The organism is Pseudomonas sp. FP2196, from assembly GCF_030687715.1.
In the GTDB taxonomy this organism is placed as follows: Bacteria; Pseudomonadota; Gammaproteobacteria; order Pseudomonadales; family Pseudomonadaceae; genus Aquipseudomonas.
Genome location: NZ_CP117445.1, coordinates 4,177,369 through 4,197,800, shown reverse-complemented (window position 1 = coordinate 4,197,800; position 20,432 = coordinate 4,177,369). Strand labels below are relative to the sequence as shown.

At 60.0% G+C, this 20,432-nt stretch carries 24 protein-coding genes; 11 read left to right on the top strand and 13 right to left on the bottom strand.

The window, feature by feature from the left end; all coding sequences use genetic code 11:
- Window positions 1-22: 22 nt before the first annotated feature.
- Window positions 23-715 carry a hypothetical protein gene (locus PSH79_RS18745; RefSeq protein WP_305438931.1) on the bottom strand — a complete coding sequence of 231 codons (693 nt, stop codon included), beginning with the start codon at window positions 713-715 and terminating at the stop codon, window positions 23-25.
- Between the two features lie 256 nt (window positions 716-971).
- Here PSH79_RS18745 and PSH79_RS18740 point away from each other — a divergent pair, with 256 nt between their 5' ends.
- The 5 genes from PSH79_RS18740 (at window position 972) to PSH79_RS18720 (ending at window position 5,443) form a co-directional block, all read left to right on the top strand.
- Entirely contained in the window at window positions 972-1,652 is a 681-nt protein-coding gene (locus PSH79_RS18740; RefSeq protein ID WP_103304798.1) for a response regulator, read from the top strand.
- Window positions 1,652-2,974: an ATP-binding protein gene (locus tag PSH79_RS18735; protein WP_305438930.1), complete on the top strand. Its 1,323-nt coding sequence runs from the start codon at window positions 1,652-1,654 to the stop codon at window positions 2,972-2,974. The genes PSH79_RS18740 and PSH79_RS18735 overlap by 1 nt, the downstream gene beginning before the upstream one ends.
- A 119-nt stretch (window positions 2,975-3,093) precedes the next feature.
- On the top strand, window positions 3,094-3,579 hold the full coding sequence (locus tag PSH79_RS18730) for a GNAT family N-acetyltransferase (protein ID WP_305438929.1): 486 nt from the start codon (window positions 3,094-3,096) through the stop codon (window positions 3,577-3,579).
- A 143-nt stretch (window positions 3,580-3,722) separates the two neighbouring features.
- Complete coding sequence (locus PSH79_RS18725; RefSeq protein WP_305438928.1) at window positions 3,723-5,135, top strand: aspartate aminotransferase family protein; 1,413 nt, start codon at window positions 3,723-3,725, stop codon at window positions 5,133-5,135.
- Between the two features lie 83 nt (window positions 5,136-5,218).
- On the top strand, window positions 5,219-5,443 hold the full coding sequence (locus tag PSH79_RS18720; protein ID WP_007917715.1) for an MbtH family protein: 225 nt from the start codon (window positions 5,219-5,221) through the stop codon (window positions 5,441-5,443).
- Window positions 5,444-5,644: 201 nt separating this feature from the next.
- On the opposite strand, the gene PSH79_RS18715 is transcribed toward PSH79_RS18720, so the two are convergent.
- From PSH79_RS18715 to PSH79_RS18680, 8 genes are read right to left on the bottom strand one after another with little or no spacing between them, the layout of a single operon-like run.
- On the bottom strand, window positions 5,645-6,550 hold the full coding sequence (locus PSH79_RS18715; RefSeq protein WP_305438926.1) for a metal ABC transporter solute-binding protein, Zn/Mn family: 906 nt from the start codon (window positions 6,548-6,550) through the stop codon (window positions 5,645-5,647).
- Window positions 6,551-7,450: a metal ABC transporter permease gene (locus PSH79_RS18710; protein ID WP_007917717.1), complete on the bottom strand. Its 900-nt coding sequence runs from the start codon at window positions 7,448-7,450 to the stop codon at window positions 6,551-6,553.
- Window positions 7,450-8,289 carry a metal ABC transporter ATP-binding protein gene (locus PSH79_RS18705; protein WP_305438925.1) on the bottom strand — a complete coding sequence of 280 codons (840 nt, stop codon included), beginning with the start codon at window positions 8,287-8,289 and terminating at the stop codon, window positions 7,450-7,452. The genes PSH79_RS18710 and PSH79_RS18705 overlap by 1 nt, the downstream gene beginning before the upstream one ends.
- Window positions 8,286-9,215, bottom strand: coding sequence for a metal ABC transporter substrate-binding protein (locus PSH79_RS18700; RefSeq protein ID WP_305438924.1), 930 nt, complete (start codon window positions 9,213-9,215; stop codon window positions 8,286-8,288). Before PSH79_RS18700 ends, PSH79_RS18705 begins: the two co-directional genes overlap by 4 nt.
- 35 nt (window positions 9,216-9,250) lie before the next feature.
- Window positions 9,251-9,826 carry a DUF6162 family protein gene (locus tag PSH79_RS18695; RefSeq protein ID WP_305438922.1) on the bottom strand — a complete coding sequence of 192 codons (576 nt, stop codon included), beginning with the start codon at window positions 9,824-9,826 and terminating at the stop codon, window positions 9,251-9,253.
- Window positions 9,823-10,161 carry a hypothetical protein gene (locus PSH79_RS18690; protein WP_305438921.1) on the bottom strand — a complete coding sequence of 113 codons (339 nt, stop codon included), beginning with the start codon at window positions 10,159-10,161 and terminating at the stop codon, window positions 9,823-9,825. The genes PSH79_RS18695 and PSH79_RS18690 overlap by 4 nt, the downstream gene beginning before the upstream one ends.
- A complete protein-coding gene (locus tag PSH79_RS18685) occupies window positions 10,158-10,697 on the bottom strand; it encodes a thiamine pyrophosphate-binding protein (protein ID WP_305438920.1) in 540 nt (179 codons plus the stop codon). Before PSH79_RS18685 ends, PSH79_RS18690 begins: the two co-directional genes overlap by 4 nt.
- Entirely contained in the window at window positions 10,694-11,893 is a 1,200-nt protein-coding gene (locus PSH79_RS18680; RefSeq protein ID WP_305438919.1) for a PepSY domain-containing protein, read from the bottom strand. Before PSH79_RS18680 ends, PSH79_RS18685 begins: the two co-directional genes overlap by 4 nt.
- Before the next feature lie 303 nt (window positions 11,894-12,196).
- On the opposite strand from PSH79_RS18680, the gene leuC reads away from it, so the two are divergent.
- Both leuC and leuD read left to right on the top strand, forming a co-directional pair.
- Complete coding sequence (gene leuC, locus PSH79_RS18675) at window positions 12,197-13,615, top strand: 3-isopropylmalate dehydratase large subunit (RefSeq protein WP_305438917.1); 1,419 nt, start codon at window positions 12,197-12,199, stop codon at window positions 13,613-13,615.
- Complete coding sequence (gene leuD, locus PSH79_RS18670; protein WP_305438916.1) at window positions 13,612-14,226, top strand: 3-isopropylmalate dehydratase small subunit; 615 nt, start codon at window positions 13,612-13,614, stop codon at window positions 14,224-14,226. The genes leuC and leuD overlap by 4 nt, the downstream gene beginning before the upstream one ends.
- A 78-nt stretch (window positions 14,227-14,304) precedes the next feature.
- Here leuD and PSH79_RS18665 read toward each other — a convergent pair whose 3' ends face one another.
- The 4 genes from PSH79_RS18665 to soxR form a co-directional block, all read right to left on the bottom strand.
- The gene (locus tag PSH79_RS18665) at window positions 14,305-15,255 is read right to left on the bottom strand and encodes a LysR substrate-binding domain-containing protein (RefSeq protein ID WP_305438915.1); all 951 of its coding nucleotides are present in this window, start codon (window positions 15,253-15,255) and stop codon (window positions 14,305-14,307) included.
- A 24-nt stretch (window positions 15,256-15,279) separates the two neighbouring features.
- Window positions 15,280-16,155, bottom strand: coding sequence for an alpha/beta fold hydrolase (locus PSH79_RS18660; RefSeq protein WP_305438914.1), 876 nt, complete (start codon window positions 16,153-16,155; stop codon window positions 15,280-15,282).
- Window positions 16,156-16,384: 229 nt separating this feature from the next.
- Entirely contained in the window at window positions 16,385-16,843 is a 459-nt protein-coding gene (locus PSH79_RS18655; RefSeq protein WP_305438913.1) for a VOC family protein, read from the bottom strand.
- Window positions 16,844-16,956: 113 nt separating this feature from the next.
- Complete coding sequence (gene soxR / locus PSH79_RS18650) at window positions 16,957-17,409, bottom strand: redox-sensitive transcriptional activator SoxR (protein WP_305438911.1); 453 nt, start codon at window positions 17,407-17,409, stop codon at window positions 16,957-16,959.
- 94 nt (window positions 17,410-17,503) lie between these two features.
- On the opposite strand from soxR, the gene PSH79_RS18645 reads away from it, so the two are divergent.
- The 4 genes from PSH79_RS18645 (at window position 17,504) to PSH79_RS18630 (ending at window position 20,390) form a co-directional block, all read left to right on the top strand.
- Window positions 17,504-17,869 carry an antibiotic biosynthesis monooxygenase gene (locus PSH79_RS18645; RefSeq protein ID WP_305438910.1) on the top strand — a complete coding sequence of 122 codons (366 nt, stop codon included), beginning with the start codon at window positions 17,504-17,506 and terminating at the stop codon, window positions 17,867-17,869.
- A gap of 174 nt (window positions 17,870-18,043) precedes the next feature.
- Window positions 18,044-18,301 carry a hypothetical protein gene (locus PSH79_RS18640; protein WP_187679511.1) on the top strand — a complete coding sequence of 86 codons (258 nt, stop codon included), beginning with the start codon at window positions 18,044-18,046 and terminating at the stop codon, window positions 18,299-18,301.
- Window positions 18,302-18,403: 102 nt separating this feature from the next.
- Window positions 18,404-19,018 carry a LysE family translocator gene (locus PSH79_RS18635; protein ID WP_305438908.1) on the top strand — a complete coding sequence of 205 codons (615 nt, stop codon included), beginning with the start codon at window positions 18,404-18,406 and terminating at the stop codon, window positions 19,016-19,018.
- Between the two features lie 205 nt (window positions 19,019-19,223).
- Window positions 19,224-20,390: an aminotransferase class V-fold PLP-dependent enzyme gene (locus tag PSH79_RS18630; protein ID WP_305438907.1), complete on the top strand. Its 1,167-nt coding sequence runs from the start codon at window positions 19,224-19,226 to the stop codon at window positions 20,388-20,390.
- Window positions 20,391-20,432 lie beyond the last annotated feature (42 nt).

Sequence of the window (20,432 nt, the reverse complement as noted above, 5' to 3'; positions counted from 1 at the left end):
AAGACCCTCCGTGATTGGCCAATCAACCGCGCAGCAACCCCGGCCAGTTGGACTCGTTAATGGTGTGCGGGCCGCTGATCAGTCGATCTGTCTGAATGTTGTAAATCAGGTACTGGTTGTTAGTGAGAAAGATGTACCAATAACTATCTGCGAAAGTTCGATCATTTTGTGCGGCCGTGATCATTCGATCTTTGAACGGGATCAACGCGCCCAGACGGTGTTGACCGAATGCGTTGCGGGTCAGTGTTTTTGTTTTGTAGTTGAACGTCAGGTAATGACCATCGTTGAGAAGGAACCTGAACAGAAAAGGGTGGCCCGTTATCTCTGTCCATGTGCCGGCGATGATCTTGTCAAAGTAGGGAGCAATCGGTTTCCAGAGCGTATCGGCGACTTTGTAAATACCGGTGACCCTATCTTCATCCTGGTTGTATTTGCACACGGCCGGTATGTCGCCGTAGTAAAAGAACAGCCAGGCTATATCTTCGTCGCTTCCGGCGTTGAACCCCAGTGAGGTCGAGGTAAAACCGAAGCGCAGATCCTTGGCATGAGGATCAAATGCATCCCAGCGCCCCATGATTGGATGTGGATAGCCACCAGGTACTTCATTGTCGCCAATGTTGAATCGAGAGTAAGTGTCGGTGTTTTTGAAGAAGAAATAGATTTGATCGGGGCCGGAGCGCCAATCAACGGCTACGAAGTTTTCAAGATTAGGCATGTTTGTTAATTCCTTTTAACGGGTTGTCTTAATGCACAGTCAGGTTATCCGGCCAGATTAATTATCAGTAGTGCTTAAGTGTGGGATTTCATTTCTCGGGACTTATTGAAGTGCGTGCAGTGCGCAATGAAGGAATGTGTTCCGCCGGGTGCAGGCCTGCTCAATTCTGCGAGCGGCTTCCCGTCACTACCGAGGATGGCCATAATTGCCGCTTAATCCTCACCTGTTTCACTCGCATTTTTTTCAGGGAGCGCCCATGCACGTACTGGTTTGCGAAGACGATGAGCTGATTGCCAGCGGCATCGTTGCCGGTCTCACGGCTCAGGGGTTGACGGTCGAACACGTCAATACCGCGTCCAAGGCGCGGGCGATGCTCAAGGTCGCCGAGTTTGACGTGATGGTGCTCGATCTCGGCCTGCCCGACGAAGATGGCCTGAAACTGCTACAGCAACTGCGCCAGCACGGCCTGGAGATTCCGGTGTTGATCCTGACCGCGCGCGATTCGGTCACTGACCGGGTCGACGGCTTGCAGGCTGGTGCCGACGATTACTTGCTCAAACCGTTCGATCTGCGTGAGCTATTCGCCCGTCTGCAAACCTTGCTGCGTCGAGTGGCCGGACGCAGCGTCAACCTGATTGAACACGGTGCGTTGACCTACGACCCAAGCAGCCGCGAAACCACCTTGGCCGGGCAACCGGTGGATTTGTCGCGACGCGAACAATCCCTGTTGCAGGCCCTGCTGCACAATCGCGGCCGGGTGCTGTCCACCGAGCAGTTGAAAGACAGCGTCTACGGTTTCAATGATGAGCTGGAGAGCAACGCGCTGAACGTGCATATCCACCACCTGCGCAGCAAACTCGGCAAAGGCATCGTCGAAACCGTGCGCGGTCTGGGTTATCGCCTGGGGCCGGCCGATGGTGGAGATCAAGGCAAGTGATGAGCCTGCGACTGCGCCTGAGCCTGACCCTGGGTGCCGCGTTTGCGCTGATCTGGGCACTGGCGGCGGCCTGGATGCTCAGCGACCTGCGCAATCAGATGATGTTTTCCCTTGACCAGCGTCTGGTGGCGTCCGCGCGCATGGTCGCCGGTCTGCTGGAGCAACTGCCGACCCTGCCGAGCAAGGGCGAAGGCACCCATTTCAGTGCCGAGCAACTGAACATTCCCGGGGGCATGGCCTGCCAGGTCAGTTCCTTGCGCGGGGAAATTCTCGCGCGCAGCCACAACAACCCCGAACAAGCGCTGGAAGCCGAGAAAATGGGCTTCCACGACCAGATGATCGACGGTGCGCCGTGGCGCAGTTTCACGCTCGCCCGGGGCGATGTGCGAATTACCACGGCGGATCGGCAGATCGAACGCGAAGCCCTGAACATGTCGATCCTGCTGGCGGCGTCGGTGCCGGTGGGCGTGGCGTTGCTCGGCTGCCTGTGCCTGCTGTGGCTGGGGATCGGTCAAGGGCTGGCACCGCTCAACCGTCTACGCGAAGCCCTGATGCGGCGCAATGCCGATTCGCTCGAACCGTTGCAGTTGCAGGCGTTTCCCAGCGAATTGAAGCCGTTGCTCGATACCCAGAATCAACTGTTCCAGCGCATTGGCAAGACTATCGAGCGGGAACGTCGGCTGACCGGCGACGCCGCCCACGAACTGCGCAGCCCGCTCACGGCGATCAAGACCCACCTGCAAGTGGCGCGCATGACCGACGGCGCCGCCCGCGATCAGTCGCTGGCCAAGGCCGAGGAGGGGGCTGACCGCTTGCATCGCACGCTTGAGCAATTGCTGTTGCTGGCGCGGGTTGAGGGCAGCCTGTCGTTTGACGACGGCTCGCAGTGCAGCGCCGAGCAAGTGGCACGGCTGGCGATTGCCGATGCCACGGGCGGCGAGCGCCTGCGAATCAAATTGCAACTGCCGGAACAGCTTTCGATAGCGCCATTGCAAATGCCGGCGGTGCTATCGATTGCCGCGCTGCGCAATCTGCTCGACAACGCCCTGCGCCACACCCCCGACGACTGTGCGGTCGAGTTGAGTCTGGAAACCATCGGCAACCGCGTACGTTTTATTGTGCGAGACCATGGCCCGGGCATCGCTCAGGATGATCTGCAACATCTGACCCAACGCTTCTGGCGCAACGGCCAGAGCACCGGCTGCGGCCTGGGCCTGGCGATTGTTCAGGCCATCGTCCAGCGTTGCGAATGTGCCCTGCATTTCGACAGCCGCCCGGATGGGCTGCGCGTTGAGTTGACCATGCCATTGCAGGTCATTTGAATCCCTCTCGCGGGATCTGCATGCGGCACATCAAATGTAACCTCTCTCCAATGGCTATCCGGCTGTCGTGACGTTAAGGTCACGACAGCTTTGACTCAATGGATTGAGGGAACAGCGCCATGGAAGCACCCATCTGTATTCGTCCGGCCATCCTGGCCGACGTCGGCATCATCTGTCGCATCATCGAACGTTCGATCCGCTTCGGTTGTGCGCTCGATCATCGCAACGACCTGCTTATCGTCAACGACTGGATCCGGCAGCAATCTGCCGATTCGCTCAGCGCCTGGCTTGCCGACCCGCATTTCTATCTGAATATCGCCTTGCTTGCGGACAAACCGGTCGGTGTCGGCATGGCTCAGCGCAGTGGCGACATTGTGCTCTGCTATGTACAACCGGAATCCTTTCGCCGTGGCGCGGGGCGAGCGCTGATGAACGATCTGCAAGGCTGGCTGCGGGTGCGTGGTCTGCATCACGTCCACCTCAACAGCACACGCACTGGCGAAGCGTTCTATCGTCATCTGGGCTATCGCGCATCTGAACCACCCCTCATGCACAAAGGCTTGCAGATCCTGCCCATGTGCAAGTCACTGCCATTATCCGGATGACGAGTCGATCAAGGGGCTAAATCCTCGCCTCGCTTATGCGTTTCCAGAACAGGAAAACCTGCAAGTGCGCCCCGCGACCGGAACGCGCACCTGTCCGGTGTGCTGTTTTGGTCACAATCCATAGCGAATTGAGGGGTCGAGAGATGTCAGTCGCCACCAGCCTTATCGAAGAGTCGCTGGCCCGGGTCACCACGGTGCCAGCGGAAACGTTGTATCAATTCAATGAATCGCCACTGCTGACCCGTCAGGCACAGCAGGAGTCCAATGCCCGCAGCTATCCGCGCCGCATTCCGCTGGCTCTCAAGCGCGCCAAGGGGCTGTATGTTGAAGACGTCGAAGGGCGCACCTTTATTGACTGTCTGGCCGGTGCCGGCACGCTTGCACTGGGGCATAACCACCCGGTGGTGATCGAAGCGATCCAGCAGGTATTGGCCGATGAGTTGCCGCTGCATACGCTCGACCTGACCACTCCGGTCAAGGATCAATTCGTTCAGGATCTGTTCGGTCTGCTGCCACCGGATCTGGCGGCGCAAGCGAAGATCCAGTTCTGCGGCCCGACCGGCACTGATGCAGTGGAGGCAGCATTGAAACTGGTGCGCACTGCGACCGGGCGCAGCACGGTGCTGTCATTCTCCGGTGGTTATCACGGCATGAGCCAAGGGGCGTTGAGCCTGATGGGCAGCCTGGGGCCGAAAAAACCTCTGGGCGCGTTGCTCAGCAACGGCGTGCAGTTCATGCCGTTCCCGTATGACTATCGTTGCCCGTTCGGCCTCGGCGGTGCAGCCGGGGTGAAGGCCAACCTGAGCTACCTGGAAAACCTGCTCAACGATCCCGAGGCCGGCGTGCAATTGCCAGCAGCGGTGATCGTCGAAGCGGTGCAGGGCGAGGGCGGGGTGATTCCGGCGGATATCGAATGGCTGCGCGGCTTGCGTCGGGTCACTGAGAAGGCTGGTGTGGCGCTGATTGTTGACGAAATCCAGAGCGGTTTCGCCCGTACCGGCAAGATGTTTGCCTTCGAACACGCCGGCATCATCCCGGACGTGGTGGTGCTGTCCAAAGCCATCGGCGGCAGCCTGCCGCTGGCGGTGGTGGTGTATCGCGACTGGCTCGACACCTGGCAGCCGGGCGCCCACGCCGGCACCTTCCGCGGCAACCAGATGGCGATGGCGGCAGGTTCTGCGGTGATGCGTTATCTGGTTGAGCACAAAGTGTGCGAACACGCCGCCGCCATGGGCGCGCGCTTGAGCGAGCACCTGCGCATCCTGCAGCGCGACTTCCCGCAACTGGGCGATATTCGCGGCCGAGGCTTGATGCTTGGCGTCGAACTGGTCGACCCGAACGGCGCGCCGGACGCACTCGGCCATCCACCAGCGTTTGCGCGGCTGGCACCGCTGGTGCAGCGCGAATGTCTCAAACGCGGTCTGATTCTGGAGTTGGGTGGCCGTCACGGCGCGGTGGTGCGTTTCCTCCCGCCGCTGGTGATCACCGCTGCCGAAATCGACTGCGTTGCCGAGATCTTCGGTCGTGCGTTGGCTGCGGCCATCGCTGCCGAGTAAATTTTTCGCCGCGCCGAACGTTCTTTCTACATACCCGGCTGCACCTGCCGTGCAGCCCACATCTACAACGATGGAGAACCAGCATGACGTCAGTATTCGACCGCGAGGACATCCTCTTTCAGGTCGTGGTCAACCACGAAGAGCAGTACTCGATCTGGCCGGATTACAAGGCCGTGCCAGAAGGCTGGCGCACTGTGGGCAAGAGCGGCCTGAAAAAGGAATGCCTGGCCTACATCGAGGAAGTCTGGACTGACATGCGCCCACTGAGCCTGCGCCAGAAAATGGAAGCACAAGCTGCGGCTCAATAAGCGCCGGGTAAAAAGAAACCCGCTGACTGGTGACAGTCAGCGGGTTTTTTCATGGCTGGAATGTGTGCTGTCTTCTAGCGCCCCATCGCTGGCAAGCCAGTTCCCACCGTGATCTGCGGTGTGAACACCATTTGTGGAACACACCAAAACCCTGTGGGAGCTGGCTTGCCAGCGATAAACGATCACTCGGTACAACTGAAGTTACGCGCCGCTCAAGCCCTTGAGCAGAGCATCCACATTCCCCTCAAGCTCAGCCACCGGATCTTCGGCATCCGTACCCAACACCAACAACCGGCTACCTGATTCAGCAATGGCAGCTTTCACCGCGTCTGAGGGTTGCCGGTGATGCAGCACCACCGCCACGTCATTGTCCTTGAGCGCCGCTGTCAATTGCTTCAAATCCTCCTGCGTCCACTCTGCATCAGGACGTGGATCCTGCCCGATCAGCTCCAGATTCAGGCTACCGATCAGATAGCCGAAGTGATCGCTCAAGCTCATCACACTCAGATTGTCGGCATTGGCCAGACGCGCCTCGCTGTCGGCGCTGAGTTTGAGCAGGCGCTGTTTCAACGCCGCCAGGTTCGCTTCGATCTTCGGCTTGGCGTTCGGTGCCAGACGCACCAGATCCGCTGCCATCACGTCTGCCATTCGCCCCATGTTGTTGCTCGCCAGCCATGGCTGGCTGTTCAGTCCATCGACCTTCAACCCCGGTTGCACGGCAATACCGGGCAGGGCGCCGTCGACCGGGCGTGCGGCATCGACCTCAACAATACGGATATTGCTGCGACGGGCGATCGGGTACAGCGGGTCATCGGCCCACAGCGAGCGCACGCCGATGACCGCGTCGGCATTACTCGCCAGTTTGTCCAGCGCCGGAGCGCCGCGACCAGTGAAGTAAGCGGTCTGGCGGCTGCCCGGCAAGTTCGCCGGCGCCGCGCGTTTCAGGTTGATATCGGTGCCTTTGAGCAATGCCTCGCCCAAGCCGTAGGTGATCGGCAACGAGGCCAGCACCTGCAAGGGCTTGACGCTTTCGGCGGCCATCAAAGGGCCGCAGGCCAAGCCGCACAGAGCCATGGCCAGGGTCAGTTTTCTCAGTGAAAAAGCCATTTATCCAAGGTTCCCTTTCAGACTGGGTACGACACCGCGCGCGATGGCGGCGAGAGCGAAAGCAATGCCGGCGACCAGAATGATCGCGGCGCCGGACGGGATCGGCAGATCGAAGACGATCGGCGCCAGAATCCCGCACAAGGTGCTGACGGTGGCAATCAGTACCGAACACCAGAAGAAACCCTTGAGCGACTGGCTGAGCAAACGCGCCGCCGCCGCCGGAATCACCAGTAGTGCGCCGACCAGAATCGCGCCGATGACTTTCACCGCCGCCACGGTGATCAGCGTCACCAGAATCACGAACAGGTAATCGAGCGTCTTCACCGCCACCCCGCGTACCGCCGCCAGTTGCGGATTGAAGCTGGCCAGCATGATGCGGTTGTACAGCGGCAGCGCGAGGGCCATGACCAGCGAACCGACGATGGCCAGCACCGCCAGATCATTGCCGTTGACGGTCAGCACCGAACCGAACAGCACGTTTTCCAGAATGTGTACGTTGATCTTGCCGGCCAGAATCAGCAGCAGGCTCGCACCCAGCGCCAAGGATACCGAGAGGAACACGCCGATCAAGGTGTCCGGCGCCAGACCGGTGCGGTTGCGCAGGTAGTTGAGCAGAATGCCGAACAGCAGGCAGTAACCGAACAGGCTGCCATACGGCCCGGTGTAGGGTTCGCCGAGCAGGATGCCGATGGCCACGCCGGTTAGCGCTGCATGGCCGACGGCTTCGGAGAAAAACGCAAAGCGCTTGACCACCACCAGCGTGCCGAGACCGCCGAGCACCGGGCCGATCAACAGGCCCGCGAGCAGCGCATTGACCACAAAGCCATAGGCCAGCGCTTCGGGCAGGTAGCCCGACGAGGCCCAGCCCTGAACCATCAAACGAAAGGCTTCGTAACTCATCAGACAGCGCTCCGTGGATGGGTCGAAAACAGCGTCAGCAGACGCTCCGGCGTCAGCGCCTGTTGCGGTGTGGCATCGAACAGCACGCGACGGTTGAGACCGGTGACGCGATCGGCCAGACGTCCGACCGCCTCCAGATCATGTTCGATCCACAACACGGTGATGCCCGCCGCGCGCCAATCCCCGAGCAGGCGTTCGAATACTTGAATCCCGGCCTCGTCGAGCGCCGACATCGGCTCATCCAGCACCAGCAGTTGCGGCGCCGGGATGAGCCCTTGGGCGAGCAGGACCCGCTGACGCTCACCGCCGGACAGAGCGCCCATGCGGCGCTTGCGCTTGTCCTGCATGCCGACCCGTTCCAGCGCCTCACCGATGGCGCCAGCGTAGTGTTTGCTCAAGCCGAGAAACGCCGGGCGGCGCTGGCACATGGCAGCCATGAAATCGTCGACCGTCATTGGCAAGCCGCGGTCGAATTCCAGCGCTTGCGGCACGTAGCCAATGGTGCCGGGCTCGCCGGGCCATTGCAGGCTCAACTGGCCTTGATGCGGCATTTGGCCGAGCAAGGTCTTGATCAGCGAACTCTTGCCGCCACCGTTGGGGCCGACCAGCGCATGCACGCTGCCGGGGTGCACCTGGAAGGTGACCTTGTCGAGAATGGTGGTGCGCCCGAGGATCAGGCTGATATCAGCAAAATCGAGAGTCGGCCCGCAAACCTGTGGGAGCGTTCGCGGAGGCGTCGTGTCAGTCGAAATTGTTGTTGAATGATCCCCCGCATTTGCGAGCAAGCTCGCTCCCACAGGGGTTTCGGACTGGTCAGAGAAGGTTTCTTTGGAGGTCATGCCCCTGACTCCTGAATCGCCCGCACCACGGTGTTGAGGTTGCCGGTCATTTCCTTTTCGTATTTTTCGGCGGTGTATTCGCCGTAGGAAATGTGCGATAGCGGATACAGCTTCACGCCGGACTCACGCTGAATGGTGTCGACGTAAGAGGACGGGAAGTCCATTTCCGAGAAGATCACCTTCACGTCCAGTTCGCGCAGTTGGTCGATGGTCTTCTTCAACTGGCTCGGGCTCGGCTCGATACCGTGGGCGGGTTCGACCACGGCCGTCACTTCCAGACCGAATTCGCGCAGCAGGTAGTCGTAAGCGGCGTGAACGGTGGCGACGCGCAGTTCGGCGTTCGGTGCCTGGGTCAGTTTTGCCAGGGCGTCGGCGCGCATCTGGCGCAGGCGTTTGCCGTAGGCGCGGGCGTTCTGGGTGTAGGCCTTGGCGTTGTCCGGGTCGAGCTTGCCCAGTTCTCGGGCGATGTTGTTGACCTGGGCAATCGAAGCACTGATCGAGAGGAACGTGTGCGGGTTGACCACTTTGCCGGCACCGCGCGCAGCGACTCCGGTGGCGGCCAGTAGCGGCACGTTTTCGTTGGCTTCGATGGTCTTGATGTTGGGTGTTTCGCTGGCGGCGATCATGCGGTCAGCGAAGTCGTCATGGCCGACACCGTTGAGCACGATCACGTCCAGGCCGCTGATACGTTTGATGTCCTCGGCCCTTGGCTCGTAAGCGTGCGGGTTGAAACCGGCCGGAATCAGCGGCACGACCTCGGCCTTGTCGCCGACGATGTTCGCCACGTAGCTGTAATAAGGATGCAGGGTAATGCCGATGCGCAGGCGTTTGGCCTGCTCGGCACTGGCCAGTGGGCTCAACAGACAGGCACACAGGCCCAGTAGAAACAGGCGCAACAACGGACGGCGTGGTGATGAAATAGACATGGGCAAACGGTCTTCTCTCGGGTGAGTGCGAGGAATCAATGGCGATGTTCGCGGGTAACCCCGGCATCGTATTGCGCGACGATCTGTTTCCAGCCGGCGGCGGACAGGGCCGCGTCGTTCAGCGCTTGAGGCGCCTTGAGTTCGGCTTGGCGGTTGAGCCATATATCTGGCGCCGCGTTGGCATCGGCATCGACGCGCATCAGAAACGAACCGGCGACGGCAGGCGTCTGGCTGTGACCGAAATAGGCGCTGTCAGCCTGCATTTGCCAGACGTGACCGCCACGACTGACGGAACTGGCGTCCTGAGCAAACGGAGCGAAACCTTCATTCGCCAGGTTTTGCGGGGTTGGCAGGGTTTTCTGCTCTTCACGCAGCAACTGGATTTCGTCCAGCGTCACCCGCAGGTCGGCATAGATGCCTTGCTCGGCGGCGCTAAGGTCACGTCGGGCATCGAACTGGTTGCTGGCGACGGGCTCCGGTTCATGGGAAACCCCGCGCCAAGCCACAACGGAACCGGCCAGCGCGAGGATCAGCAGACACAACAACAGCACGTAGAGGGTTTCATGGCCGGCACCGGCCGGGCGCACGATTTGCGTGGTGGGCGTACTCATGGGGCTTCGATATCCGCTTGGTCGATTTCGACCACATGGCCGGGGCCTGCGTCGAACAGCACATAAAACTCTGCGCCGGGTTTCTTGAAGGTCAGGGTCGAGTCACTACCGAGCTTGCCGGGCACCAGAATGGTTTCGTCGTAGCCGATCACGTCGAGGGTCACGCCCGGGGCGCCGCTGCCGTCGGAAAAACCGCCGGTGCATTTGATCTGCTCGTCGTCGATGGCTTTGCATTCACACATCGGGTTATGCGCCAGAGCGCTGGCGCTGAAGCCGGCGCACAGCACCAGCAGCGCGGCGCTCAGCCGCAGGCGGTAAGGGCGAGGGCAGCTCATGGTTTGGCTCCTTGTGTGTTCAGCCAGGCGAGGGTGGCGGGGGAGGCCTGGCTCAGGGGAATCGAGGCCTGATGCATGCTGCCGTCCCAGCCTTCCATGGTGATCCACAGTTCGGCATCGGCTTTGGTTTTTTCCGGGACTGGCAGTTGGGCACCCATGCGGTACGGGGTGCCGAAGAAAATCACCCCGGCGGCGCGCAGACTGCGGGGTTTGCCGATGCGCAGATAGGTCGCCTTGACCTTGTCGACGCAAACGTCACACAGGGCGGCATTGAAGCCTTTCAGATAACCGGCCGGGCCGCCGCGGGGCGCTTCATCGCGCAACTCGGCGAGGCGCAGGCGCCAGGGGCCGACCTGAATTTCGCCGACTTCCCGTTCACCGAGGCCACTGTCGCCGCGGAACAGGGCGGCATCGGCGAAGTATTTGGGCATGAAGCCCAGCGGAATCAGCAGCAACAGCACGTTGATGTGGAACCGCCATTTGTGCCAGAACAGACTCAGGCGTGAGGGTTGAGCGGCAGCAGTGGATTTGCTCACAGGTTGGCCTCCGACACTTCACGATTCATGGCCGGTTGGGGCAGGACACGATTCTTTTTACTTTCCCGCTTGAGTGCGTTGGCGGTGGCCAGGGCGGTGCGTTTGGTCCAGATCAACAGGCCGCTGAGCACCATCATGCTCAGCAGCAGGCCGAAGAAGAACCAGATCAGCTTGATCCACAATCCGCCAAAGTCACCGGTATGCAGCGGGCGCATGGATTCGGTGACGAATTCCAGTGAGGAACGATCGGACAACAACCGCGAAGCCGCCATGTCACCGTTGTACGGATTGATCGTGGCGGTCTGGAACATCAGCGGATACCAGCCCCTGCCACCGACACTCATATGGCTGTAGGCATTGCCCGGCAGGCTGACGAAGCTGACCTCCAGGCCGGGGATCTTCTGCTGGGCGATTTCAATGGCGTGATCCAGACTGATTCGCGTGGGCGGTGAGCCGTCAGGCGAAAGCGGTACAGCCTCACGGGCCATTGCCGGGATGATCGGTTCGCTGGAAATGGAAATCTGGTTGTCCGACAGCAACGCTTGAATCAGGAACCAGGTGCCAGTGATGGAAATCACCGCAATGAACCAGATCGACCAGATACCGCTGAGACGGTGGAAGTCACCCCAGAAAATCCGCGCGCCGTGGCGAAAGCGCAGGGTCGGGTTAAAGAAACCTTTCCAGAAGCGTTTATAAACCACCAGACCGGTGATCAGCGAAACCAGCAGAGGCAGGCCGAGGAACGACACCAGATACCAGCCCCAACTGAAACCGTTGGTGAACGGGACGAGCCACCAACCATGCAATGCACGGGTGAACGCCTTGAAGTTGAAGGTCGGTGCAGTGCCCTGAATCACCCCCGTGTAGGGGTTGACGTAGACCGTCAGCGAGCGACCGTCCGGGTAGCTGACCTCTACGTCCAGGGCAAAGTGTGATTCGTCGGGGCGGCTGATGCTTTCGACCACGGTCTGTGGTTCGGCTTTCTTGATCGCCGCCAGCACCTGATCGTAGCTGAGCAGCGGTGCATCGTCCGATGGCTGACTGGCGCGCATCTGCGGATTGGCGAGCCAGACGATTTCCTGGCTGACCACCGCCAACGTCCCGGTCACGCAGACGATCAGGACGAAAAACCAGATGGGTAACGCGAGCCAGCTATGTATCAGGAACCACAGTTTGGAGCGGGATTTCTTCGACATGATTACGCGTCTTGATTTCGGTGGAGGGGAGCACGGCTACGGGCTTCGCAGCACGGGAGTCCCCGAAAGGCGTTCGTGGCTTTTGCCTACGCGAACGGCCTGCATCTCTATAGGACGGATGAGCGAGGTAAATCCCGATGATCGATATGAAAGCAAATGTTTCGCAATTCGCATCTGCATCACTGAACCCTTGCGGGAGATCAAACACGATTCATGAATGACGCCATCACCCTCCGCCAATTGATGCCCGCCACCCGCGCCCTATGATGGAAATCACACGGATTGCCTCAGTGAGCACCTTTGATGACCGCCAGAACCCTCTACGACAAACACATCGATTCACACACGGTGTGCCGCCTCGACGATCAGGGCCACGTGCTGCTGTATATCGATCGTCAGGTGATCAATGAGTACACGAGTCCGCAGGCTTTCAGCGGTTTGCGCGATGCCGGACGTGACGTCTGGCGTCCGGGCACGGCGCTGGCGGTTGTCGATCACGTCAATCCGACTGCACCTGTGCGAGTGGCGGCAATGTCTGATGCGGGCGGTGCACGGCAAGTGTCGTATCTGGCGGAAAACTGCCGGGACTTCGGCATCGAACTGCTGGATATCCTCGACAAGCGCCAGGGCATCGAACATGTCATCGCTCCCGAGCAAGGCTTCATTCTGCCGGGCATGGTGATCGCTGCCGGCGACAGCCACACCACCACCTATGGCGCACTCGGCGCCTTCGGTTTCGGCATTGGCACCTCGGAAATCGAGCATCTGCTGGCTTCGCAGACCCTGGTCTACAAACGCCTGAAAACCCTGCGCGTGACCGTTGAGGGCGAACTTGCGCCGGGGCTGACCTCAAAAGACGTGATCATGGCGCTGATCGGCCGGATCGGCGCGTCCGGGGCCACCGGCTTCGCCATCGAGTTTTGCGGTTCGACCATCGACGGTCTGAGCGTTGAAGCGCGGATGACCATCTGCAACATGGCGGTCGAAGCCGGTGCGCGCGGCGCATTCATGGCGCCGGACGACAAAGTCTTCGCTTACCTCAAAGGCAAACCCCGGGCGCCCGCAGGTGAACTGTGGGAACGCGGACTGACAGCGTGGCGTGAATTGCGCAGCGATCCGGGCGCGGTGTTCGACCGGGAAATTCATCTCGACGCCAGCTTGCTCGAACCGATGGTCACTTGGGGCACCAGCCCGGATCAGGCTGCCGCCATTGGTGCGCGAGTGCCGGATCCACAGGACATCAACGACCCGATCCTGCGTCAGGGCGTGCGCCGCGCGCTCAACTATATGGGCCTGGAAGCGGGTATGGCGCTCAGCGATATCGTCATCAGCCATGCCTTTATCGGCTCCTGCACCAACGCGCGGATCGAAGATTTGCGTGATGCCGCCAGCGTCGTGCGCGGCCAACAAGTGGCCGGGCATGTGCGGGCGATGATCGTGCCCGGCTCCAGCGAAGTCCGCGCCCAAGCCGAGGCCGAAGGTTTGGCGCAGATCTTTATCGATGCCGGTTTTGAGTGGCGCCAGTCGGGCTGCTCGATGTGCCTGGCGATGAACGACGACGTACTGGCCCCCGGTGACCGCTGCGCTTCGAGCACTAATCGCAATTTCGAGGGCCGTCAGGGCGCCGGCGCGCGCACCCATCTGATGAGCCCGGCAATGGTCGCCGCCGCTGCGATCAGAGGGCGACTTACCGACATCCGTGACTTTGGAGAACGCTCATGAGCCTGCAACCCTTCACTCACGTCAGCGGCCAGGCCGCGCCGCTGCTGGCGGCGAACGTCGATACTGACGTGATCATGCCTAAACAGTTTCTCAAGGGTATCGATCGTCAGGGGCTGGATCGTGGCTTGTTTTTCGATCTGCGGTTTCTGCCCGATGGCACGCCAAATTCCGAATTCGTGTTGAACAAGCCAGCTTGGCAAGGGGCGAGTTTCCTTGTGGTCGGGCCGAATTTCGGCTGCGGTTCCAGCCGTGAGCATGCGGTGTGGGGCTTGCAGCAGATGGGCATCCGCGCGCTGATCGGCAGCAGTTTTGCCGGGATCTTTTATGACAACTGCCAGCGCAACGGGGTGTTGTTGATCACGCTGGAAGAGGCGCAGCTGCAGCGGATCGGGCAGGTTGTCGGCCAGCCTGACAGCGCGCGGATCAGTGTTGATCTGGAGGCTCAGCAGATTGGATTGGCGGATGGCTCAGTGATTGATTTTCAGATTGATACGTTGCGCAAGACCGCGCTGTTGCTGGGGCTGGATGCGATCGGCAGCACTTTGCAGCGGCGCGAGCAGATCAAGGCGTTCGAGCGCGAGCATCTGGCCGCCAATCCCTGGCTGAATTGAAGAAAAAGACCGCAGCCGCCGGCAGCTTCTACACGTGCCCACTGTAGGAGTTGCCGAAGGCTGCGATCTTTTGATCTTCTATATAGATAATCCTTTGAAGTGCGCCTGCAAAAACTCCACACACGCGCGCAATTTCCCCGAATGCGCCAACCGCGTCGGGTACACCGCCCAGACGTTGGCGCTCTGACTGTAATCGTCCAGCACCTGAACTAACCGTCCCTCATCCAGCAACGGCTTCACGTCCCACAATGAGCGCAGCAATATCCCACGACCATCCAGCGCCCATTGCAGGACGATCTCGCCATTGTTCGACGACAACGGCCCGCTGACCCGCACGCTTTCCTGTGCGCCGTCACGATCCAGATCCCAGATCCCGAATGCGTTGTCGCGCTCCTTGATCACGAGGCAATCGTGCTGCTGCAAATCATCTAGTGTCTGTGGCGTGCCGCGACGTTGCAGATAATCCGGTGCGGCGCACAACACCCGCCGGTTGCTCACAAGCTGCCGACCGATGTGCTGACCAGGAATGTCATCGCCCACGCGGATCTCCAGATCGAAGCCTTCGTTGATGATGTCCACCACCCGGTCAAACAGATCGAGGCGTATCTCCAGTTGCGGGTAACGCTCGGCCAGCAACGACACTGCAGGCGCGACGTGATTGCGACCGAAACCGAAACTGCTGCAAATGTGCAGACGCCCACGCGGGCTGTCATGGGCGTCGCAAAGTTCGTCGTGCAGTTGCTGGAAGTCATCGAGAATGCGCAACGCCCAGCGCTGCACCCTTTCGCCATCCTCGGTCAGAGACACGCGGCGACTGGTGCGGTGCAACAGGCGCGTGCCGAGGGTGGTTTCGAGAATCTGGATGCGCTTGCTGACATAGGCCGGGGAAAGGCCCAACTCATCCGCCGCAGCGGCGAAGCCGTTCTTGCGGATCACGGTGAGCAGCACGCGCAGGTCTTCGGGCAGGGGCACGGTGTCTTTCTTCTGGGTCATGGCAAAACGAGCACTTGCGGCACAAGCCGCCAGCATAGCATCGGCACTTGTAGGCTCTGTTCAGCGCAGAAAATCCAGCGCTTCGGCGAGCAACAGTTCGGGGACTTCTTCGGCGATGTAATGGCCGGCGGGCAAGGGTTGGCCGCTGACGTTGGCGGCGACCTGCTGCCATTCCTTGAGCGGATCGAAGCAGCGCCCGACCGTCCCTTCGGCCCCCCACAACACCCGCAGTGGCAGATTCAAATGCCGTCCCGCCACGATGTCGGCGCGATCATGTTCCAGATCGATGCCGGCGCTGGCGCGGTAGTCCTCACAGATACCGCGAGCGCTGCCCGGCTGTTGCAAGCAGCGCAGGTATTCGCCTGACGCTTCGTCGGTAAACGGCTTGAGCCCGGCACTGCGACTGCCCATCACGCTGCGCAGGTAAGACTCGGGATCGGCCTCGATCAGGGTTTCCGGCAGCGGCGCCGGGCGAATCAAGAAGAACCAGTGCCAATAGGCGCGGGCGAACGCTTCGTTGGTTTGCGCGTACATTGACAGGGTCGGGGCAATGTCCAGCAGCATCATGCGTTGCACGGCGCCGGGGTGGTCGAGCGCCAGTCGATGGGCGACCCGGGCGCCACGGTCGTGGGCAAGGACCGAGAACTGCTCGAAGCCCAGCGCCTGCATCAGTTCGATGTTGTCCCGGGCCATTTCGCGTTTTGAGTAGTTGAGGTGCAACTCGTCGGCGGGCGGGCGCCCGCTATCGCCATAACCGCGCAGGTCGGCGGCGACTACGGTGAAGTGCTCGGCCAGTTGTTCGGCAATCTTGTGCCAGATCACATGGGTCTGCGGGTGACCGTGCAACAGCAACAGGCCCGGGCCGCTACCGCCGAGACGATAGGCAATGTCGACGCCGTTGACGTGGCGCTGGTCTTTGAGGAATCCGGCAAACATCGGGCTGGTCCTTTCTCTGGGTTTTATAGATGCATCCTGAAATTGTCCGGGGGTTGGGGCAAGGGGCAAAGCGTGAGGGTCGGGTTCATGAAGTGTGTTGTCAGTGATGGCCTCGTCGCGGGCAAGCCCGCTCCCCAGAGATTTGAGGGGGACAGCTATTAATGCCACCCCGCAAAACACTGTGGGAGCGAGCCTGCTCGCGAAGAGGCCAGTGACAGCACTCTAAAACTTAACCTTGTTGAAACATCTCCATCGCCCGCTGCTTGATCTGCTCCTCTGTCAGATCCTCCTTGTGCGTGGCCAGAAACCACAGATGCCCATACGGATCCTTCAGCGTCCCGCTGCGATCACCGTAAAACTGGTCCTTGACCTCGGACACCAGCGTCGCGCCGGCATCCAGCGCCCGTTGGAATGATCTGTCGACATCGGTCACATAAAGATGCAAACCGACTGATACAGCTTTGTCGGGACTGCTCAATGGTCCCTGATCGCACGGCGAGCCCAGCATGATTGCGCTGTCGCCAATGCGCAGTTCCGCGTGGCCGATGCCGCCGTCGGGCATGGCCAGGCGCATGACTTCGGTGGCACCGAAGGCCTTCTTATAGAAATCGATGGCGTCGGCAGCCTTTTGGATGCCGAGATACGGGGTGATGCTGTGATACCCCTCCGGGATAGGTTTGACGCTCATGACGTTCTCCCTGATTGTTGTTCTACGAGGTGTAACTTCACCGGATTACCGGAAAAACCACTATAGGACTGTCTTCGCGGCCAGGATTTTCGCCCGACGAGCAGCACCGATCATCAGTCCTGGAGAAAGTGTGGGCCCGGCCCCTGTTCGCCCAACACGTCACCCTGATTGCGCAACGGGCAGGCCTCCATCGATAAACAGCCACAACCGATGCAGCCCGTGAGCCGGTCGCGCAGCAGTGTCAATTGATTGATCCGCTCATCCAGCTCCCGACGCCACTGCTCAGACAGAATCTTCCAGTCCGCTGCCGTCGGTGCACGATCATCCGGAAGAATTTTCAGTGCCTCACCGATCTCTGCCAGAGGAATCCCCAGACGCTGCGCAACTTTGATCAACGCCACCCGGCGCAGCACGGATCGTGGATAACGGCGTTGATTGCCGGCATTGCGCTGGCTCTTGATCAGCCCTTTGGATTCATAAAAGTGCAGCGCGGTGACCGCAACGCCGCTGCGCGCCGCGACCTCGCCGACGGTTAGCTGCTTGTGCACAGTCTCTTTGGTGATCATTTGAAGATAGCTCTTGACCTTGACTTAACTAGAGGTTTTACCCTGCGCTTCGTCGAGTCGCAAGATTCGCCTTACAGCCAAGTGGGGACTTTTCATGCAAGCGTCAGCGAAAAACCGCAGCTTCACACAATTGATCGAATTCGAGATCGAGCCACGGCAGCAACCGGCGCTGGTCTCGGCGCTGTCGGTGCAGACCGAGCGTATGGCCCAACGCTACGAAGGCTTCGTCAGCGCGAGTGTGCAAGCCAGCGACGATGGCCGGCGAGTATTGAGTTTTCTGCAATGGCAGAGCCGCGAGGCGGGGGAGGCCGCATTCCGCAGTTTCGAAAGCGGTGAGCAGGATTTCTGGCAGTTGATCCGCACGCATCAGGCGAAAACCGTGACTTTCAACTCGTTTCAGGTGTTGAGCAGCATCGCCCGCAGTCACGACGATGCACTGCACTGCAATCTGGTGAGTTAGATGGACAACTGGATCACCTGCTGAGAACGTTTATCGATTGTTATAGATATCTAAGAGATATGGGCAGTCATCGCTGATTCACTGATAGCCACTATTGAAAGCGTTGATTTCTGCGCGAGCGTACCCGGGCGTAGCCTTTCTCCATCGACCCCCACTGCTCGCCAGGACGCTCCCATGAATCGTTTACTGACTGTTTCTCTGCTGCTCGCTGTCTCCGTGCTCGCCGGTTGTGCCTCTCACAATTCTCCGGAGTTGCGCCCCTACACCGAAGAAGAATCTCGGGAGTTGGCGATGGAAGCGCTGAACCGCAGCGGTTTGTCCTTTGACGAATACCACGCTAAAAAAGCTCAGTTGCTCGGCCAGTCGCAGTTCGACAAGAAGGCTGAAATGAGCGCGGAACGTGCCGTACAGCTGCACGGTCGGCCAAGCTGAAAACAAACTGTACTGCTAGAAGTTTTACCCAACTGTCCGTGGGTTTACCGGCCTGCGTGGGATAGGGTCTACACCTGAATGACCCTGACGGATTTGCCCACGATGACCCTCTCGCTTGATCTATTGTTGGGCTTTGCCCTGTTTGCCCTTGTTACCTCAATTACGCCGGGGCCGAACAACACCATGTTGTTGGCATCGGGCGTGAACTTCGGCTTTAACCGCACCATCCCGCACATGGTGGGCATTACCTGTGGCTTTTTTGTTCTGGTGGTGGCGGTGGGTTTTGGCCTGGGCGCGGTGTTTCAGTCCTATCCGATTCTTTATACGATTCTGCGTTATGTCGGCGCGGCGTATCTGCTCTATCTGGCGTGGAAAATTGCTCACTCGGGACCGGTTGGTGACAACGTTCAAGGCGAAGCCAAACCGATCAGCTACCTCGGCGCAGCAGCGTTCCAGTGGGTCAATCCCAAAGCGTGGATCATGGCCATCGGCGCCATCAGCACGTACACGCCGATGCAGGGTTACTTCACCAATGTGCTGGTGATCGCTGCCGTGTTCGCCATCATCAATCTGCCGAGCGTCGGCGTCTGGGCGGCGTGCGGCACGCTCCTGCGCAATGTGTTGAAGGACCCGCGCTGGTTGCGCGTGTTCAACTGGGGCATGGCGGCGTTGCTGGTGGTTTCCCTGTACCCGTTACTTCTCGAAAGCTTTAGCTGACGCATTGCTTCAACCGCCGGCCCGATGCCTGTTAAGCTCGGCTTCAGGAGCGTTCCTACGCACTTTTAAATGAAGTTGTTCTTCTTTAACGGCATCCGATCAGGTATTGATGACGCTCTCGAACCGACGCGCAGCTCACAAGGCTGCGCTGTGCCGTTTGCAGATACGAGCCTCCTGATCCCGGAACACGCTCTGCGAGTCTTTTATGAACACACGTCCGTTGTATTTCGATTACGCCGCCACTACTCCGGTGGACGAGCGGGTCATCCAGGTGATGATCGAATGTCTGGGGTTTCACGGTAATTTCGGCAATCCGGCTTCCAGCTCCCATGCTTTTGGCCAGCAGGCCCGGAAAACGGTCGAGCAGGCCCGCCGACAAGTCGCCGAACTGGTCGGCGCGCAAGCCGAACAGATCGTCTGGACCTCCGGTGCTACCGAATCCAATAACCTTGCTCTCAAAGGTGTAGCCCAGGCGCGCGGCGTGTCCGGCGGGCACATCATTACCAGCCAGATCGAACACAAAGCCATCCTCGATACCGCCCGTCAATTGCAGGACGCTGGCGTTGCCGTGACTTATCTGGTGCCGGACGCCGACGGCCTGATTACCCCGCAAGCGGTCAGCGAAGCCATGCGTGATGACACCTTTCTGGTGTCGCTGATGCTGGTTAACAACGAACTCGGCACCGTCAACGACATCCCTGCCATCGGTGAAGTCGTTCGCGGTCACGAGGCGTTGTTCCATGTCGATGCGGCTCAAGGCGCGGGCAAAGTGGAAATCAATCTGACGCAATGGCCGGTCGATCTGATGTCTTTCTCGGCGCATAAACTCTACGGCCCCAAAGGCATCGGCGCGCTGTACGTCGGCCCGCGTGCGCAACAGCGCGTCCAGGCGCAGATTCATGGTGGCGGGCATGAGAGCGGGTTGCGCTCCGGAACACTTGCGACTCATCAGATCGCCGCGATGGGTGCGGCATTCGCCTGGGCCGCTGCCGAATTCGATGAAGAGAAAAACTCCATCGTCGCTTTGCGTGAACGCTTGCTCGAACAACTTTTGAGCCTGCCGGGAGTGCGCCTCAACGGCAGTACCACGCAACGCGTTCCGCATACCTTGAGCCTGACCTTCAGCGAAGGCGAGTTCAATAGTGCGGCGCTTAGCCATTCAATCGCATTCTCCGCGACCTCGGCCTGCAATTCCGCGAGTAACGGGCCATCCCACGTGCTGTTGGCACTGGGACATGACACAAGGCTGGCCGGCCGTACGATTCGCCTGAGTCTCGGCCGTTTCACCACCGCTGAAGATATCGACAAGGCTTTTGAACTGATCAAGAACGCCTGTACCAGTGCTCCGGCATTCTGGGCGACAGGGCTTTAAACGCGCCGACCTGATGGCGACGAACAATAACGATGAAGTGAT